This is a genomic window from Methyloversatilis thermotolerans (assembly GCF_000372885.1).
Taxonomy (GTDB): domain Bacteria; phylum Pseudomonadota; class Gammaproteobacteria; order Burkholderiales; family Rhodocyclaceae; genus Methyloversatilis; species Methyloversatilis thermotolerans.
Window position 1 is genome coordinate 440230 of record NZ_KB889967.1, and the last position, 19663, is coordinate 459892.

The 19663-nt window shown below is 70.0% G+C and carries 6 protein-coding genes; all 6 read left to right on the forward strand.

Annotated elements, in window-relative coordinates; all coding sequences use genetic code 11:
* Positions 1-3 precede the first annotated feature (3 nt).
* Positions 4-4740 carry a non-ribosomal peptide synthetase gene (locus tag A3Q7_RS0101635; protein WP_018410109.1) on the forward strand — a complete coding sequence of 1579 codons (4737 nt, stop codon included), beginning with the start codon at positions 4-6 and terminating at the stop codon, positions 4738-4740.
* A 46-nt stretch (positions 4741-4786) separates the two neighbouring features.
* Positions 4787-12493: a non-ribosomal peptide synthetase gene (locus tag A3Q7_RS0101640; protein WP_018410110.1), complete on the forward strand. Its 7707-nt coding sequence runs from the start codon at positions 4787-4789 to the stop codon at positions 12491-12493.
* Positions 12494-12576: 83 nt separating this feature from the next.
* Positions 12577-13953 carry a PepSY-associated TM helix domain-containing protein gene (locus tag A3Q7_RS0101645; RefSeq protein WP_018410111.1) on the forward strand — a complete coding sequence of 459 codons (1377 nt, stop codon included), beginning with the start codon at positions 12577-12579 and terminating at the stop codon, positions 13951-13953.
* Complete coding sequence (locus A3Q7_RS19225) at positions 13950-15089, forward strand: efflux RND transporter periplasmic adaptor subunit (protein WP_157278062.1); 1140 nt, start codon at positions 13950-13952, stop codon at positions 15087-15089. Before A3Q7_RS0101645 ends, A3Q7_RS19225 begins: the two co-directional genes overlap by 4 nt.
* Positions 15090-15099: 10 nt before the next feature.
* The gene (locus A3Q7_RS0101655) at positions 15100-18225 is read left to right on the forward strand and encodes an efflux RND transporter permease subunit (RefSeq protein ID WP_018410113.1); all 3126 of its coding nucleotides are present in this window, start codon (positions 15100-15102) and stop codon (positions 18223-18225) included.
* Positions 18226-18317: 92 nt separating this feature from the next.
* Positions 18318-19655 carry a TolC family outer membrane protein gene (locus A3Q7_RS0101660; RefSeq protein ID WP_232417772.1) on the forward strand — a complete coding sequence of 446 codons (1338 nt, stop codon included), beginning with the start codon at positions 18318-18320 and terminating at the stop codon, positions 19653-19655.
* Positions 19656-19663: the final 8 nt, after the last annotated feature.

Here is a 19663-nt window from a genome sequence, read left to right on the forward strand (position 1 = left end):
TCCATGAGCAGCGGATCGCGTCCGGACCTCGCCTCGCTGCGTGCGCGCATGGCGGCACTGTCGCCGGCGCAGCAGGCGCTGCTGCGCGAACAGCTCGCTGCGCGCGGCATTGCGCTGGACGAAGCGCCGGCAGCCCTTGCTCTGGACGAGCTGCCGCTGTCGCCGGCGCAAGGTCATCTGTGGGTGGTGCATCAGTTGCAGCCGGAGGGTTCGGCCTATCACATCGCACCGGCGTGGACCCTGCACGGCGAACTCGACCGCGACGCGCTGGCAGCGGCCTTGCAGGTGATCGCAGACCGCCATCAAGCCCTGCGCTGCGAGTTCTTCGAGCGCGACGGCGCGCCGCGTCAGCGCGTGCGCGACAGTGTGCACTGGCCTCTGCTGCAGGAATCCTGCGACGGGCAGGCGCTGGATGCGCGGCTGCGCACGCTCGCCGCCGCACCGTTCGATCTGGCGCAGGCGCCGCTGGCGCGCGCGCACCTGATCCGTCTGTCGGCGACCCGCCACGTGCTGTTGCTGGTGCTGCACCACCTGATCGCCGACGGCTGGTCGCGCGGCGTGCTGCTGCGCGAACTGGGGGAATGCTATGGCGCACTGCGCGCCGGTCGCGCACCCGGTCTGCCGGCGCCGGCGGGCGATCTGGCCGGCCATCTGCAGGCGCAGCAGCGCTGGCTGGACAGCGCGGAGTGCGCGCGCCAGGTCGACTACTGGCGCGGTCAACTGGCGGGTGTCGCGCCGCTGGATCTGCCCACCGATTCCGCACGCAGCCCGGCTTCCGGCTACGCCAGCCGCACCGTGAGCTGCACCGTGCCAGCCGGGCTGCGCGATGCGCTGCAGCGGGCGGCGCGCCAGGCCGGTGCCACCCCCTTCATGCTGCTGCTCGCGCTGTACATGGCGCTGCTGCACCGCTACAGCGGGCGCGACGATATCGCGGTCGGCATTCCGGTGGCCGGCCGCCGGCCGCTGCCCGGCGGCCCCGATCCATCCGGTCTGATCGGCTTCTTCGTGAACACCCTGGTCATCCGCGCCCGGCCTCGGCGGGCGTCCTGGCTGGGCGACTGGCTGGATGCGGTGCGACAGTCGGTGGCCGAGGCCTTCGATCATGCCGATGTGCCATTCGCGCGCGTGGTGGAACAGTGCGGCGTGGCGCGCGACGCCAGCCGCACGCCGCTGTTCGAAACCATGTTCCAGTACCAGGGCGAGGGTTATCGCGCGCAGAACGCCGAACTGATCAGTGCCGGCGACAGCGCCCAGGGCGAGGGTGGCTTCGGTGGTCTGCGGGTGGAGCAGGGCTGGGTCGAACTGGCGCACACCAAGTTCGACCTGAGCTGGCATGTGCTGGAGCGCGAATCCGGGCTGCTGCTGGCCATCGAATATCGCAGCGCGCTGTTCGAACACGCACGCATCGAAGCCATGCTGGGTCATTTCCGCCGCCTGCTGGAGGCCGCGCTGCCGGCGCTGGCCGCCCGCAGCCCGCTGCACCTCGGTGGCGTGGACCTGCTGTCGGACGACGAAGCAGCCTGGCTCGCGCGCACCCGGCAGTGCCCGCGGCCCCCGCGGCCGATTCCGCTCGCCACACCGTGGCGCAGCGTGGTGCAGCGTTTCGACGAACAGGTGGCGCGTACGCCGGATGCGGTCGCCGCCGATGCGCCCGCGTGCGAGGCGCTGAGCTATCGCGCGCTGCAGCGCCGCTCGGCGCAGTTCGCGCATCGCCTGATCGCGCTCGGCGTGCGGCCCGAGGCGCGCGTCGGCCTGTGCCTGCCGCGCCGCCCGGAACTGATGGTGGCGCTGCTCGGCACCCTGCGCGCCGGTGCGGCCTATGTGCCGCTCGATCCGGTGCTGCCGGACGAGCGCCTGCGCTATATGTGCGAGGACGCCGGCATCGCGGTGCTGGTCACCACGCGCGAACATGTCGCGCGGCTGTACGGCGGTGCGCCACCGTGCCCGGTGCTGTGCCTGGACGACGCCGATCACCTGGCCGCGCTGGATGCGGAATCCGATGCGCTGCCGGCGCGCGCGCTGCACCCGCAGCAGCTCGCCTACTGCATCTATACCAGCGGCAGCACCGGCCGGCCCAAGGGCACCTTGCTCAGCCATGCCGGGCTGATGCACTACCTTGACTGGTGCCTGGCCGCCTACCCGGTGGGCGAAGGGCGCGGCGCGCCGGTCAATTCGTCCATCGGTTTCGATGCCACCATCACCGGCCTGTATGCACCGCTGCTGGTCGGCGGCTGCGTCATGCTGCTGCCGGAGAGCGATCCGCTGGCCACGCTGGTCGATGCCCTGTCCGCCGGCTACAGCCTGGTCAAGCTCACGCCAGCGCATCTGTCCGCCTTGCAGCCGCTGGTGGATTCCGCCGGCCTCGCGCCGGACGCGCGACTGCCCGGCGCCTTCGTCATCGGTGGCGAGGCGCTGACCGAAGCGCATATCGCGTTCTGGCGCAGCCGCTTTCCGCAGATACAGCTCATCAACGAATACGGGCCGACCGAAACCGTGGTCGGTTGCTGCTATTACCGCGCGAGCGAGGCCGATCACGGCCCGGTGCCCATCGGCTACCCGATATCCGGTGCCACCCTCCATCTGCTCGATGCCTACATGAATCCGGTGCCGCAGGGCATGGCCGGCGAAATATTCATCGGCGGCACCGGCATGGCGCGCGGCTATCTGAACCGCGCCGCGCTGAGCGCCGAGCGCTTCCTGCCGGATCCGTTTGCATCGCAGCCGGGCGCGGTCATGTATCGCACCGGCGATCTCGCGGTACAGCGTGCCGACGGCATGGTGACCTATCTGGGGCGCGCCGATCAGCAACTGCAGTTGCGCGGCTTCCGCATCGAACCGGGCGAGATCGAATCGGCGCTGTGCCGGCTGCCGGAAGTGGCCGAGGCGGTGGCGGGCGTACGCGATCTGGCCGGTGGTCCGGCGCTCATCGCGCATGTGCGGCTGCATGCCGCCGGCACCGATGTCGCGTCGCTGCGCACCCGCATCGCGCAATGGCTGCCGTCCTACATGCTGCCCAGTCACATCGTCGCCGTGGACGCCTTCCCGCTCACGCCGAACGGCAAGGTGGACCGCGGCGCGCTGCCGCTGCCCGAAGTGGCCGCGGTCGGTGGCGCGGCGGCATCCAGTGACGCGGAACGCCGCTTGCTGGAAATCTGGCGCGCGGTGCTCGGCCGCGACGACATCGGCGTGCAGGACAATTTCTTCGAAGCCGGCGGCGATTCGGTGTCGGCGATGCAGATCGTCGCGCGCGCGCGCAGCGCCGGGCTGGTGCTGGCGCCGGCCGACCTGTTCGAGCACCAGACGGTGGCGGCGCAGGCGATGCGCGCGCAGCCGGCGGTGCACGAAGAGGTGGCCGAGGCGGTGGGCGAGGTGCCGCTGTCGCCGCTGCAGCGCGCCTTCCTGGCCGCGGTGGATGCCGGCGCGCAGCCGCAGCCTTCGCACTACAACCAGAGTGTGCTGCTCGATGTCGATCCGGCAGTGGATGACGCGTTGCTGGCGCGCGTGTTCGCTGCGCTCGTTCATCGGCATCCGTCACTGCGCCTGCGCTATCGACGCGGCGACGATGGCTGGGTGCAGACTTTCGCTGCGCTCGACGCGCAGTGCGGCGTTCCGTTCGAGGTGTGCGCTACCGCCGACGACGAGGCGCTGCAATCGACGATGACCGGGCTGCAGCGAGCGCTGGACATCGAGCACGGCCCGACGATGCGCGCCGCGCTGTGCCGCAGCGGCGACGGGCGTGCCCGTCTGTTCATCGCCGCCCACCATCTGGTGATCGACGGCCTGTCCTGGCGGCTCCTGCTGACCGACCTGGCCGAATGCCATGCCGCGCTGGCGGCAGGGGGCGAAATGCCGCCGGCGCCGGTGGCGCCGCATTACGGACAATGGACGGCCGCGCTGCAGGCGCTGCGTCCGCAGTTCGAAACCGATGCCGCCTACTGGCGCAGCGCCCGCGCGGCGGCATTGCCACTGCCGGGCGAGGGTGGAACGGGATACGAGCGCGACGCGGTGACCACCGTCTGCGAACTGGACGAGACGGCCACCGAAGCGCTGCTGGGCGAGGTCGCTACCCGGCTGCAAGCCGGCGTCGATGCGCTGCTGCTGACCGCGGCGGCCCAGGCCATCGCACAGTGGCTGCACCGCGATACCCTGGTGTTCGACATCGAAAGCCACGGCCGGCAGCGCATTGCGCCCACGCTGCCCGACATGTCGCGCACCGTGGGCTGGTTCACCACGATATCTCCAGTGCGCATCGAGCTGCCGCATGCGGCGCCGCGCGTGCAACTGGCGGCGGTACGCAGTGCGCTGGCGGCAGCGCCGCTGCAGGGGCCCGGCCACGGGCTGCTCGATGCCGCCGGCGCATTGGACGGTCTGCCGCGCAGCGAAATGAGCGTCAACTATCTCGGTCGCATCGAAACGGCGGGCGGCTTCATCCGCGCGCTGGCGCCGGACACGGTGCCCGAGCAGAGACATCCCGATGCGCTGCGCAGCCATGCGCTGGAACTGATCGCGCTGGTGCGAGAGGGCCGTCTGCAGATGCTGTGGCGCCATGTGCCGCAGCGGCTGCCGGTGCCGCTGGTGGAATCGCTGGCGCGTCGCGTGCAGGGCAATCTGCTGGGTCTGATCGCCGATGCGCAAGGCCGCGCCCCGGCCACTGCAGAGTCCGCGCCGGCGCCCGCGCGCGCCGCGAAGCCGGATGCCGCGCAAGCCCTGCTGGCGAAGCTGAAGGCGGGGCGCCCATGACGCGCAGGTCAGCGTCCACGCCGGCACCCCACGGGAGCGCACGCGCATGAGCGTGCTGCCGGACAGTATGCCGCTCGACGCCTGCGCGCTGGCGCCAGCGCAGGAAGGCATGCTGTTCCACACCCGGCTGGCGCCGGGTGAGGGGCTGTATGTCGAACAGCGCTGGTGCACGCTGCGTGGTGCGCTCGACCGGGCGGCCTTCCGCCTGGCCTGGCGCGCGCTGGTGGCGCGCCACGATGTGCTGCGCACCGGCTTCCACTGGCAGGACCTCGATACGCCGCTGCAGGTGGTGTACGACCGCGCCGAAGCTGACTGGCTGGAAGAGGACTGGCGCACTCGACCGGCGCGCGATATCGAGTCGGGATTCGAAGCCTGGCTGGCTGCGGATCGCGCGCGCGGCTTCGACGTGCAGGTGCCGCCGCTGATGCGCTGTGCGCTGTTCGCCTTGCCGGACGGCGCACACCGCTTCGTGTGGACCTATCACCACATTCTGATGGATGGCTGGTGCAACGGGCTGCTCATCGTCGAACTGATGCAGCTCTACCGCGCCGCCTGCGCGGGCATGGAGGCCAACCTGCCGCCGGCGCCGTCCTACCGCCGCTTCATCGACTGGCTGCAGGCGCAGGACGCGGCGGCGAGCGAACGCTGGTGGCGCGACGAACTGGCCGGGGTCGATGCCGCCACCGAACTCGCCATTGCGCGCGTGCCGCGGGCCGACGAGCCGCCGTCGCAGCCGCTGGAAATCCAGTACCGGCTGGATGGTGCGCTGGGCGAGCGCATGGACGCGTTCGCGAAACAGGCGCGGCTCACGCCGAACACGCTGATGCAGGCGGCCTGGGCGCTGTGGCTGGCGCGTACCGCCGGCCGCGACGACGTGGTGTTCGGCGCGGTGCTGGCGAACCGGCCGCCGGCACTGCCGGATGTCGAACGGCTGGTCGGCCTGTGCATCAACACGGTGCCGGCGCGCCTGCGCGTCGACGATGGCGCGGCGCCCGCGGACTGGCTGCAGGCGGTGCAGCAGGCGCAGCGCGCGCGCGAGCTGCACGGTCATGTGTCGCTCGCCGCGCTGCAGGCCATGGTGGCGCTGCCGGGCCGGCAGGCGCTGTTCGACAGTGTGCTGGTGTTCGAGAACTATCCGCTGTCGGCGGCGATGGCGCTGGCTGGCGGCGATACCGGCCTCGCGCTGTGCGAGCCCGGCGGTCACGAGCGCACGCATTACCCGCTGGCGCTGATGGTGCTGCCGGAGCAGGACGAGGCGGGGCGATCCACGTTCACGCTGTGCCTGCGCATCGACGCCGCGCGCATCGACGCCGCCGCGGCGCGACGGCTGCCGCGGCAGATCGAACATCTGTTGCGGGGTCTGTGCGATCCGGCCACCGCGCGCGTCGGCGATCTGCATCCGGTGGACCCCGACGATCTCGCCGCGCAACAGGCGAGCGGCCAGGGCACGGAGCGCAGCGCGCCGCTGCTGCTCGATGCGCTGGCGGAGCGTACCGCCCGCACCCCCGATGCGATCGCCGTGTGTGCCGAACGACGCACGCTGGATTACCGCGCGCTGTCCGCCGCCGTCGACGCGCTGGCGCGCAGCCTGGTGCAGGCCGGCGTGCGGCCGGGGCAGCGGGTCGGCCTGAGCCTGCGCCGCAGCGAATGGCTGCCGCTGGCCATGCTGGCCGTGCTGCGCGCGGGCGCCGCCTATGTGCCGCTGGACCCGGACTATCCGCGTGAGCGGCTGGACTGGATCGCGCAGGACGCCGGCCTCGCGCTGCGCCTGACCGACGCCGACGATGCGCTGGCCGGCTTTCGCCCTGGACTGCCGGCGTTGGCGGTGCAGGGCGGACCGGCCGCGACCGATGCGACGCTGCCGGCAATGCCTGCCGGCGACGACATTGCCTATGTGCTGTACACCAGCGGCAGCACCGGCCGGCCCAAGGGGGTGCAGATCACGCATGGCGCGCTGGCCAGCTTCATCGCCTCGGTCGGCGTCGAGCCGGGCATGGACGACGGCACGCATGTGCTCGCGCTCACCACGCTGTCCTTCGATATCGCCGGACTGGAACTGCTGGCGCCGCAGGCCCATGGCGGCCGGCTGACCATCGCGTCGAGCGCGCAGGCGCGCGACGGTGAGGCGCTGATACGCCTCATCGAGGATGCGGGCATCACGCTGATGCAGGCCACGCCGGCCACCTGGCGCCTGCTGCAGGCGGCGCAGTGGGGCGGTCGCGCGGGTCTGGTCGCACTGTGTGGCGGCGAGGCGCTGCCGGTCGATCTGGCGCGCTGGCTGGTCGAACGCTGCGGCGCGCTGTGGAATATGTACGGACCGACCGAAACCACCATCTGGTCCGCCGCGCTGCGCATCGACGACGCGCGGGTCCGCGCCGCCGCGCGCGAGGGCAGCCTGCCGGTGGGCGGACCGCTCGCCAACACCCATCTGCAGGTGCGCGACGCGCTGGGACGACCGTTGCCCACCGGCGTTGCCGGCGAGCTGTGCATTGCCGGCGCCGGTCTGGCGCGCGGCTACCTGAACCGGCCGGATCTGGACGCCATGGCCTTCGTCACTGGCGAGGCCGGCGAGCGCCACTACCGCAGCGGCGACCGCGTGCGCCGGCGCGAGGACGGACTGTTCGATTTCCTCGGCCGCATCGACCGCCAGATCAAGCTGCGCGGCTTCCGCATCGAACCCGGCGAGATCGAGGCGGTGATCGCGGAACACCCGGCGGTGCGCGACGTCGCGGTGCAGGTGGCGGGCGACACGCTCACCGCGTGGTGGGTGCCGGCGGACGGGCAGGGCGACGCGGACATCCTGCGTGCCCATGCGCGGGCGCAGTTGCCGCCGCACATGGTGCCCAGCGCCTGGGTGCAGCTGGACGCCATGCCGCTTACCCCGAATGGCAAGGTGGACCGGCGCGCCTTGCCGGCGCCCGGTCGGTTTTCCAGCGCCGCGCCGTCGCTGGCCGTGCGACCGCTGGACGGCCTGCAGCAGCAGGTGGCCGCGGTATGGGCGCAGGTGCTGGATCTGCCGCGCGAACCGCGGCTGGACGACGATTTCTTCGCGCTCGGCGGCCATTCGCTGCCGGCCACGCGGGTGATCGCGAAGCTGCAGACCTTGCTCGGCGTGGAGCTGCCGCTGCGCAGCCTGTTCGACCATCCCCGGCTGGAGGATTTCTGCGCCGCGCTGGTTACTGCCGGCGGCGGGGCGCCCGCCGACATTCCGCCGCTGCCGCGCGGAGGCCCGCTGCCGCTGTCGTCGGCGCAGCGCCGGCTGTGGCTGCTCGACCGGCTGTACCCGGACAGCCGTGCCTACACCATCGCCTTCGCGCTGCGACTGCGCGGGCCGCTGCGGCGCGATGCGCTGGCGCGCGGCCTGCGCGCGCTCGCCGCACGGCACGAGGTGCTGCGCACCGGTTTCGCCACCACCGCTGCCGATGATGAACCGCAGGCCTTCGACGGCGCTGCGCTGCCGGAACTGGAATGCGCCGACCTGTCGTCCGAGACGCCGGCAGGACGCGAACAGGCGGTGCAGCGGATGCTGGACGCGCTGGCGCGCCAGCGCTTCGATCTGGCGCAGCCGCCGCTGTGCCGTGTCCGGCTCATCCGCTGCGCCGACGACGAGCATGTGCTGGCGATCGCCGTGCACCACATCGTTGCCGACGACGCCTCGCTTGCGCTGCTGGTGCGCGAACTGGGCCTGCTCTATGCCGCGGGCGGCGATGACCGCCGCGCGCCGCCCGCGCTGCAGTATGCCGACATGGCGGCCTGGATGAATGGCCGCGACCTGTCGGCCGAGCGCGCATGGTGGCGACAGACGCTGGTCGATCCGCCGCCGCCGCTGGCGCTGCCGCGCCGCACTGGCAGCGAGGCCGCCGCTGCGCAAGGGCCGGCGGCGCGGCTCGATCTGCAGGTCGACGCCGGTGTGGCCGGGCAGTTGCAGGCGCTGGCACGCCAGTGCGGCGCGACGCTGTACGGTGCGATGCTGGCCGCTTTCGCCGTCGTGCTGGCGCGCCACGCCGGCACGCGCGATCTGCTGATCGCCACGCCGGTGGCCAATCGCCGGCACCCCGCCAGCCAGGACCTGATCGGTCTGTTCGTGAATACGGTGCCGCTGCGCATCGCGCTGCGCGCCGACGACACGGCGGAAACCTTGCTCTCGCGGCTGCGCGACACGCTGCTCGACACCTGGGCACACGAGGCCCTGCCGCTGGATCGCCTGCTCGAACTGTTGCCGCGCGACGCCCAGGGTGCGGCGCTGCAGACGCTGTTTTCGCTGCAGGGTGGAGAACTGGACACGCTGGATCTGGCCGGCCTGCACTGGTCGGCCATCGACATGCCGCCGCTCGATGCCAAGGTCGAACTGTCGCTGGCGGTGCGGCCGCAGCGTGATGGCGGCCTGCTGTGCCGCTTCGAATATCGCGCCGATCTGTTCGATGCCGGACGCATTGCTGCGCTGTCCACGCATTACCGCGCCTTGCTGCGCCTCATGAGCGCACAGCCGCAGGCGACGCTGGTGGCGCTGCCCATGCTGGGCGAGCACGAGCGTGCGCTCATGGCGGCGGCCTGCCGGGGCGCGGCGCGCGCGCCGCTGGGCGATGTCGGCAGCGCATTCGCACGCCAGGCGGCGCGCACGCCGCAGGCCATCGCGCTGGTCGAGGGCGGGCGCCGGATCGACTACGCGACACTGGATCGTCTGTCGCTCGGCCTTGCGCATCGGCTGCAGGTGAGTGGCGTAGGCCGCGGCGACGCGGTCGGCGTGTACAGCGGCCGCTCCATCGATGCCATCGTCGCCATGCTGGCCATTGTCCGCTGCGGCGCCTGCTTCGTGCCACTGGACCTTCAGGCGCCCGCGGCGCGCCTGGAGTACATCGCCGCTTCGGTCGGTCTGGCGACGGTGCTCGCGCGCGATCCGCAGCAGTGCCCGCTGCCGGGTGCGCAGGCCATCGCGGCAGGTGACCCGGCAGCGGACGCCCATTTCCAGCCGACGCCGGTCGGGCCGGACGACCTGATCTATGTCATGCACACCTCGGGCTCCACCGGCCAGCCCAAGGGTGTGGCGGCCACCCATCGCGGCGTGCTCAGGCTGGTACTGGACGCCGACTATGTCGAACTGGGTCCGCACACCGTCATGCTGCATGCCGCGCCGCTCGCTTTCGACGCGTCCACGCTGGAAGTGTGGGGCGCGCTGCTCAATGGCGGACGCCTGGTGATCGCGAGCGAGGACAGGCCTTCCCCGGGCGAACTGGCCGACCTCGTCGTGCGCGAAGGCGTCGATACGCTGTGGCTCACCGCCGGGCTGTTCGCGCTGATGGCGGACCATCACGGCGACGCCTTCGCCGGCGTGCGCCAGGTGCTGGCCGGCGGCGACGTGCTGCCGGTGGCGCAGGTGCAGGCCTTGCGCCGGCAGTGGCCGGGGGTGCGCGTGATCAATGGCTACGGGCCGACCGAAACCACCACCTTCGCCTGCTGCCACACGGTGACCGGAGATTGCGACAACCAGGCGGCGATACCGATAGGGCGGGCGATCGCCGGCACCGAAGTGCATCTGCTCGATGCGGACATGCAGCCGGTGCCGCACGGCGTGGCGGGCGATCTGTACATCGGCGGCGGCGGTGTCGCGCGCGGCTATGTCGGTCAGCCGGCGGCCACCGCAGAGGCGTTCGTGCCCAACCCCTTCTTCGATCCGTCCGGCCCGGCCAGCGATGCGGCGCTGACGCTGTATCGCACCGGCGACCGTGCGCGGCTGCGCGAGGACGGGGCCATTGAATTCCTCGGCCGCGCCGACCGCCAGATCAAGCTGCGCGGCTTCCGCATCGAGCCGGCCGAGATCGAGCGCGCCTTGTGCGCGCATCCGGATGTGCGCGATGCGCTGCTTGACCTGAGGCGGGACGATGGCACGGCCCGTCTGATCGCCTGGGTGCGCGCGGACGGGCCGCTCGCCATGCCGGCCTTGCGCGGTTTTCTGGCCGCTCGTCTGCCGGATTACATGGTGCCTTCGGCCTTTGTGCAGATCGGGTCCTGGCCGCTCACCGCGAACGGCAAGATCGACCGCGCTGCGCTGCCGCTGCCTGCGCGCGTTGCGACCGCGCCGGGCGACGAGGCGGCAAGCGATGCGCTGGAGGCGGATCTGCTCGAAGTATGGCGCAGCGTACTGCCGGGCGAGCTCGGATGCGGAACCAACTTCTTCGATGCGGGCGGCGATTCCATCGTCGCGATGCAACTGGCCGGGCGTGCGGTACGTGCCGGTATCGCGTTGACACCCGCCCAGGTGCTGGAAGCACAGACGGTCAGCGCGCTCGCCACGCTGCTGCGCGATGCCGCGATGCCGCCACGCCTGCCTGCGCCCGCCCGCCCGGAGGGCGAGGCACCACTGACGCCGGTGCAGCAGTGGTTTTTCGACAGCCAGCCGGCCGCCCCTTCGCATTTCAACCAGGCGGTCATGCTGTCGCTGCCGGCCGATGTGGACCGCGCGCACCTGGCGGCGCTGTTCGCGCGCGTAATCGATCGCCACGATGCCTTCCGCCTGCGCTTCCGCCGGCGTGCGGACGGCGGCTGGCTGCAGACCTACGAAGCGCATGCGCTGCCGCCCGACCTCGCGGTGCATGATCTCACCGATGTCGACGATGGCGAGCTGGCGATCTGGATCGACACGCTGGCCGACTGCCTGCATGCCTCGCTCGATATCGCGGACGGGCCCCTGCTGCAGGCGGCATTGATCGATGCCGGCCGCGAACGCGGGCTGAAGCTTTTCATCGTGGCCCATCATCTGGTGATCGATGGCGTGTCATGGCGGGTCCTGCTGGGCGATCTGCAGCAGGGCTGGCTGCAGGTGCAGCGGGGTCGTACGCTGGCTCTCGGTCCCAAGCCCCAGTCATTCCAGCAGTGGGCGCATGCGCTGCACGCCTGGTCGCCGGCGCAGCCATCGCGCCGTTTCTGGCAGGACCTGATCGATGCCGCGTGCGCGGCCGATCTGCGCAGCCTGCCGCTCGACGGGGCCGGCGGCATGCCGGTATGGCGCGACGCGCGCCAGCATGTCGTCACCTTGCCGCCGGAAGACAGCGGCATCCTGTTGCAGGGCTTGCCGCGACACTGGCAATGCGCGCTGCCCGACGCCCTGCTCGCCGCAGTGAGCGAAGCCTGGTGCGAAGCCACCGGGGCCGGGGCGCTATGGCTGGAGCTGGAGAGCCACGGCCGCGATGCCAGCGTTCTGCCCGGGCTGCACATGGATCAGACGGTGGGCTGGTTCACCGCGCTGCATCCTCTGCTGCTGCCGCGACCGGCCGCCGGCGCAACGGGCGATGCGGTACGCGCGGTGGCGCAACAGCGCGCGGCGCTGCCGGATGGGGGGCTGTCCTGGGGCGTGCTCACGTGCATCGAGCGCAGCCTGCGCGATGCACCGGCAGCGGATCTGGTGGTGAATTACCTGGGCCGGCTCGATGCCGGCAGCGCGATGGATGGCTTCACCCGCGAAGCGGCTCCAGGCAGCGCGCAACACCCGGACAACCGGCGCAGCCACCTGCTGGAACTGAATGCCTGGATGAACAACGGTTGCCTGAGCATGCAGTGGACGTATTCGGCATGTCATCATGCGGCCCCGCGCATCGCCGCACTGGCCGGGGCGGTGTGCGCCGCGCTGGCGCGCTGCGCGCATGCGCTGCGCGCGCCCGGCGCCGCTGAGCATGCAGGCCTCGCGCAGGCAGCGGGTGTCGACGCCGATGCGCTGCAGGTGGCGCTGGCACAGATCAGTTTCGAGGGCCTGGAATGAACCTGGACGCGCGGTTGCGGGAATGTGCCCGCCCTACCTCCATGCCGTCGCACACGGCCGATCAAGCAAGGTTGTCAGGTTGAATGCAAAGCGAGCATGAAGCACTGAATGCGCGGTTGGCGCGATCCGGGCGCGCTGCCGCGAGCGGCGAGCGCCGGGAAAGAGCGGACCGCGTATCCGCCATCTACCGCTCGGTCTGGCTGTGGCATTTCTGGTCCGGCCTGGTGATCACGCCGGTGCTCGTCGTCGTGTCCATCACCGGTGCGCTGTACGTGTTCAAGGCCGACATCGAGGCGTGGATGAAGCCTGCGGTCTACACGGTGCAGCCGGCTGGCGACCGGGTCGGCTTCGAAGCCTTCCGGCACGCCTTCGACAGCCGTCATCCGGATTTCGAACTGCGCTTCATCAACGTGCCGGACGATCCGCGGCGGGCCTGGGAAGGTATCGCGCTGCGCCGTCCGGGGCACGGCGAGGCGCAAACGATGATGGCCTATTTCGATCCCTGGCGTGGCGAACTGACTGGCGTCCATCCGCGCAACGAAGGCTTTTTCGCGGTCGTGCTGGCGCTGCACCGCAATCTGATGGGCGGACTGCCCGGACGCATCCTGGTGGAGGCCGCTACCTGCTGGTGCATCGTGTCGGTGCTGGCCGGCCTCTACCTGTGGTGGCCGCGCAAGAAGGAGAAGTTCCGGGGCGTGTGGCTGCCGCGCGTGAAGGGCAGCCTGACCCGCCTGCTGCGCGACTGGCACACCGTGCCCGGCATGTATCTGTCCATCGTGACGCTGTTCGTACTGCTGAGCGGCCTGCTGTTCACGCAGATATGGGGCCTGGCCTATCAGGGGATCAATCTGGCGACCGGTGGTCTGCCCTCCTTCCTGCTCGATCCGCCCAAATCGGAGCGACCGGCGGAAGCGGAGAGCGGGCGCCCAGCCATCGACGCCGACCGTGCGCTGGCGCTGGCGCGCGAACAGTTCGATTTCACCCGCGCCGCCTACAGCGTGGATCTGCCGTCACGCGGCAGCGACGGCGCCTATCAGTTCATATCGGATACCGAAACCGCGCTCATCGATCACGCCGTGGTGTTCATCGACCAGTACAGCGGCCGTACGCTGCTGTTCCAGAGCGAAGCCGACATGCCCTGGCGCACGCGCTTCACGCAACTGTTCTACCCGGTGCATGTGGGCAGTATTTTCGGCCGTACCACCCAGGTGCTGGCGGTGCTGAGCTGTCTGCTGCTGGTGGTGATGGCGCTCACCGGCGTATGGATGTGGCTGCGCCGGCGCAGGCCCGGCAGCTTCGGCGCGCCGCCTGCGCCGCCGGCCGGTTCCGCACCGCGCTGGCTGGTGCGGCTCACGATAGGGCTGGCGGTGTTCCTGCCCACAGTGGGCATCAGCCTGCTGCTCATCCATTTCGGCGACCGGCTGTGGCAGCGCCGGCGCCTTTCCAGGACGTCCCGATGAAAGTTCATGTACTGCCGCTGGTGCTGGCCATCGCCGCCATGCTGGGCGGCTGCGGCCGCGATGTCGACGAAGCCGGTGGTGGCGCTGCAGCATCGTCGTCCGCTGACGCGGCCGCGTCGGCACGCCCTCCGCTGGAACTGTCGGCGCTCGATGTCGCGCGCATCGAACGCGGTCGCATCGAACGTTCGCTGCCGCTGTCCGGCACGCTGCATCCGTTCGAACAGACGGTGGTGAAAGCGCGCGTTGCCGGCGAACTGGTGGCGCTCACGGTGCGCGAAGGCGAGACGGTCAGGCGCGGCCAGTCGGTCGGACGCATCGACGACCGCGAGGTGAAGGCGCGGCTGGCCGAGCGCGTGGCCATGCTGGAAGCGGCCCGCGCGCAGATGGACCAGGCGCGGCGCAATCGCGAAATGAACGAGGCCCTGCTGGCGAAGAATTTCATTTCGCGCAACGCGGCCGATCAGGTGGCGAGCACAGCCGAAGTGAACGAGGCCAATCTGCGCGCGGCGGAGGCCCAGCTCGATCTGGCGCGCAAATCGCTGTCGGATGCGGTGCTGCTGTCGCCGATCGCCGGCGTGGTGGCGCAGCGTCATGCCCAGCCGGGCGAGAAGCTGCCGGTGGATGGTCGCGTGCTCACCGTGGTCGACCTGGCGCGCATGGAACTGGAGGCGGAAGTGCCATCCAGCCGCATCGCCCAGGTGAAGCCGGGCGCGCGCCTGGAGTTCTCGGTCGAGGGCTTGCCGGAGCGCCGCTTCAAGGGGCGGGTGGAACGCATCAACCCGACCGCCGACGAAGGGTCGCGCATGGTGAAGGTGTATGTGGTGCTGGACAACCCGGACCGCGTGCTGCGCGGGGGCATGTTCGCCAAGGGGCGTCTGTCCACCGGCACGGATGAGGGTGTGCCGGTCATCCCCGCGTCGGCGCTGCGCGAGGATGGCGAGGGCAGCATGGTGCTGGCGCTGCAGGACGGTGTGGTGCGGCGCGTGCCGGTGCGTGTCGGCGCACTCGACGCGGTGAATGGCCATTACGAACTGATCGAGGGGCCGCCGGAGGGCACACAGGTTCTGGCGGCGGATCTGCCGAACGTGCGGGTGGGCGACGCGGTGCGACTGATGCCCGCTGCGGCGGCCAGGTAAGGGAGGCGCCATGTGGTTTACCCGCGTCAGCGTGGACAACCCGGTGTTCGCCACCATGGTGATGGCGGCGCTGCTGGTGCTGGGCCTGTTTTCCTACCAGAGGCTGTCGGTCGAACAGTTCCCGAACATCGAGTTTCCGGTGGTGGTGGTTACCACCGTCTATCCGGGCGCGTCGCCGGAAGTGGTCGAAACCGAAGTGTCGCGGCGCATCGAACAGGCGGTGAATGCGGTGAGCGGCCTGAAGACGCTCACCTCGCGCTCCTACGAATCGCAATCTCTGGTGATTGCCGAATTCGACCTGTTTACCGATCCGGCGGTCGCTGCCGCCGATGTGCGCGAGAAGGTGGCCGGCATACGCGCGCAGTTGCGACGCGAGGTGGAAGAGCCGGTGATCGCGCGCTTCAACCCGGACGACTATCCGGTGGTGACCGTGGCGATGGAATCGGACCAGCGTTCGGTGCGCGACCTCACGACGCTGGCCAACCGCGTTGCGGTGAAGCGGCTGGAAACCGTGCGCGGCGTCGGCCGCGTGACCTTGACCGGTGCGCGCTATCGCGAAGTGCTCATCCATCTGCGGCCGGACGACATGGAAGCGCTCGGTGTGGGCGTGGACCAGTTGCTCGACGCGGTGAAGCTGGAGAACCAGGACCTGCCGGCGGGCGCGCTGACTTCGCCCGGCAATGAAACCACGGTGAAGGTGAGCGGAAAGATCCGCGCGGTGAGCGGCTTCCGCGACATCATCGTGGCGCGACGTGGCGGCAGCCCGGTCTATCTGTGGCAGGTGGCCGATGTCGAGGACGGCGACGCCGAGGAGGACAACGCGGCGCTGCTCGACGGACGGCGCGGACTGGCGATAGACATCGTGAAATCGCAGGGCGCCAACACGCTGGCCGTGGTGGACGATGTGCGCGACGAAGTGGAGCGTCTGCGCGAGGTGCTGCCGGCCGACGTGACGCTCACCGTGGTACGCGACACCTCGGAGGCGATACGCAATTCGGTGAAGAACGTACGCCAGACCATCATCGAGGGCGGCGTGCTCACCGTGCTCATCGTGTTCTTCTTCCTGCGTTCGTGGCGCAGCACGGTCATTACCGGTCTGGCGCTGCCGATCTCGCTGATCGGCACGTTCAGCATCATGCTGTTCGCCGGCTTCAGCCTGAACACCATGACGCTGATGGCGATGTCCTTGTGCGTGGGCCTGCTGATCGACGACGCCATCGTGGTGCGCGAGAACATCGTGCGGCATCTGGCCATGGGCAAGTCGCACCGGCAGGCGGCGCTCGAAGGCACGCGCGAGATCGGACTGGCGGTGCTGGCCACTACGTTCACGCTGTGCGCGGTCTTTCTGCCGGTGGCTTTCATGGGCGGCATCATCGGCCGCTTCTTCCATTCCTTCGGCCTGGTGGTGGTGACTTCGGTGCTGCTGTCCATGCTGGTGAGCTTCACGCTGGACCCGATGCTGTCCAGCGTGTGGCACGACCCGGATGTGTCTGGCAGTGGCCGGCGCGGACCGGTGCGGCGCATGCTCGACGCCTTCGAGGCCGGCTTCCAGCGTCTGGCCACCGGCTATCAGCGCATGGTGGCCTGGTCGCTGCGCTGGTCGAAGACGGTCATGCTGATCGCGCTGGCCAGCCTGGTCGGTGCGCTGGCGCTGGTGCCGCGCGTGGGGACGGAATTCGTGCCGCAGGCCGATCTGTCCGAATTGCTCATCCATGTGCACACCGCGCCGGGGTCGTCGCTGCAGTACACCGAAGCCAAGGTGCTGCAGGCGGAAGCGGCTTTGCGCGAGGATTTCCCTGAGGTTGAATTCACCTACGCGACGATCAACACCGGCTTTGCGGTGGGCAAGAACGAGGGCGTGCTGTTCGTGCGGCTGAAGCCGAAGTCGGCGCGCGAGCGGTCGATGAAGGCGCTCATGCATCCGATGCGCGAGCGTGTGTCGCGCATCGGCGGGCTGGTGGTGACCCATGTCGCGCCGTATTCATCGGTGTCCAGCGGCAAGACTCTGCAGGTGAGCATACAGGGGCCGGATGTGGCCGAGCTGTCCCGGCTGGCCGATCGCATTACCGGCGTGCTGCAGGCGATTCCGGGTACCGTGGACATCGACAGCTCGCTCAAGGCCGGCAAGCCGCAGCTCGAACTGAAGCTGGACCGCGAAGCGGCGAGCGAACTGGGCGTGGGAGTGAGCCAAGTGGCGCAGGCGCTGCGCCCGCTCATCGCCGGCGAAGAGGCGGGTAGCTGGGAAGCGCCGGACGGCGAGCACTACGACATCCGGCTGCGCCTGCCCGGGCGCGAACGCCAGGTCGAATCCGATCTGGAAAAGCTCTATCTCGCCAGCTCGCTGCGCAATGCCGATGGTTCGGCCCGCATGGTGGCGCTGCGCCAGGTCGCCGACATCCGGCCTTCGCTCGGCGCCACCCAGATAGATCGCCGCGAACAGAGCCGCGAGGTGCTCATTTCCGCCAACGTCCACGGACGTCCGGCGGGCGATGTCGGGCGCGAACTGGATGCGGCGATCGGCAAGATGGAACTGCCGCCCGGCTACCGCTTCTCGATGGGCGGTTCCAGCAAGGACATCGCCGAAACCATGGGCTATGCGGTGCAGGCGCTCATGCTGTCGGTGCTGTTCATCTATTTCATCCTGGCCTCGCAGTTCCGCAGCTTCACGCAGCCACTGGCCATCATGCTGTCGCTGCCGCTGTCGCTGATCGGCGTGGTGCTGGCACTCATGATGGCGGGCAGCACGCTGAACATCTTCTCGGTCATCGGCTTCATCATGCTGATGGGGCTGGTGACCAAGAACGCCATCCTGCTGGTGGACTTCGCCAACCAGGCGCGCGCCGCCGGCGCGTCGCGGCAGGACGCCCTGCTGCAGGCGGCGGCGGTGCGCCTGCGGCCGATACTGATGACCACCGCCGCCATGGTGTTCGGCATGCTTCCGCTCGCGCTGGGCCTGGGCGAGGGCGCGGAGCAGCGCGCGCCGATGGCGCATGCGGTGATCGGCGGCGTGCTCGCATCGACCTTGCTCACGCTGCTCGTGGTACCGGTCGCCTGCGGTCTGATCGAGGACGGCGCGGCCCGGGTGCGGCGCCTGCGCGGGCATGACCGTGGTCAACCTTCATCCGCGCCGCGATGAATCGCCGCCCGTTCTCGGTGACAATGAGCGCCCGGAATGCCGCAACGGCCAACCGGATACCGTGTTCCGACCTGATGACAGAAGCGAAACGCATGAAGCCCTCGATGTCCCGCCTCACGCTGGCCATGATGGCCGGCCTGTTCACGCTGCCCGCCAGCGCGGCCGATCTGCTCGCCGCGCTGCGCGATGCCTTGTCCAACGATGCGCAATATCTGGCCGCGCGCGCGCAGCGCGACGCGACCGCCGAGCGCAAGCCGCAGGCGCTGGCCGGGCTGCTGCCCACGCTCACGCTGAGCGGCAACAGCATCTACAACGATACCGAGGTGACCAAGCCGTTTTCCGGCAGCGCCCAGTACAACTCGAACGCGTGGACCTTGCAGCTCACGCAGCCGCTGTTCCGCTGGCAGAACTGGGTGCAGTACGAACAGGGCGAACTGCAGGTGGCGGGCGCCGAAGCGACCTATGCGCAGGCGCGCCAGGATCTGATGCTGCGCGTCGCCCAGGCCTATTTCGACCTGCTGTACGCGCAGGACGTGCTGACCTCCATCCAGTCGCAGAAGACGGCAGCGAAGGAACAACTCGAACTGGCGGAGCGCAGTTTCGAGGTCGGCACAGTGACCATCACCGACGTACACGAAGCGCAGTCGCGCTACGACCTTGCCGGCGCGCAGGAAATCGCGGCGATGAACGACATCGAGGTGAAGCGCTACGCGCTGATGGTGATCACCGGCAAGGACAGCGGCCGGCTGCAGCCCTTGCGCGGCGACGCCGAGCCGCCGCGACCGCAGCCGGACGACATGCAGAGCTGGGTGAGCAGCGCCGAGGACGGCAATTTCGCCGTGGCCAGCCAGGTCGCGGCACTCGAGGTGGCGCGACGCGAAGTGCGGCGGCAGCAGGCCGGCCATCTGCCCACGGTCGACATCGTCGCGACGCGGGGCGAGAACAAGACGCTGTCGGTGCTGGGCGGCGCACCGACCGATATCGAACAGAAGAATTCGACCATAGGCCTGCAGTTCTCGGTGCCGCTGTTCCAGGGGCTGGGCCAGCAGTCGCGTGTGCGCGAGTCGGCCCATCTGCTGGACAAGGCGCAATCCGACCTCGATGCGGCGCGGCGCAACGCCGCCCAGTCGGCGCGCCAGGCCTATCTCGGTGTGGTCAACGGTATGTCGCAGACGCGTGCGCTGCAGGCCGCATTGCGCTCGTCGACCTCGGCGCTGGAATCGAACAAGCTGGGTTACGAAGTGGGCGTGCGCATCAATATCGATGTGCTGAACGCACAGCAGCAGCTCTACGCCACCCGCCGCGATCTCGCCAAGGCACGCTACGACACGCTGCTCGCCCAGCTCCGGCTGAAGGCCGCCGCCGGCCAGCTCGGCGACGACGACTTCATGGCGATGAATGCCTTGCTGGAGGCTACGCCAGCGCCCTGAGCGGACCG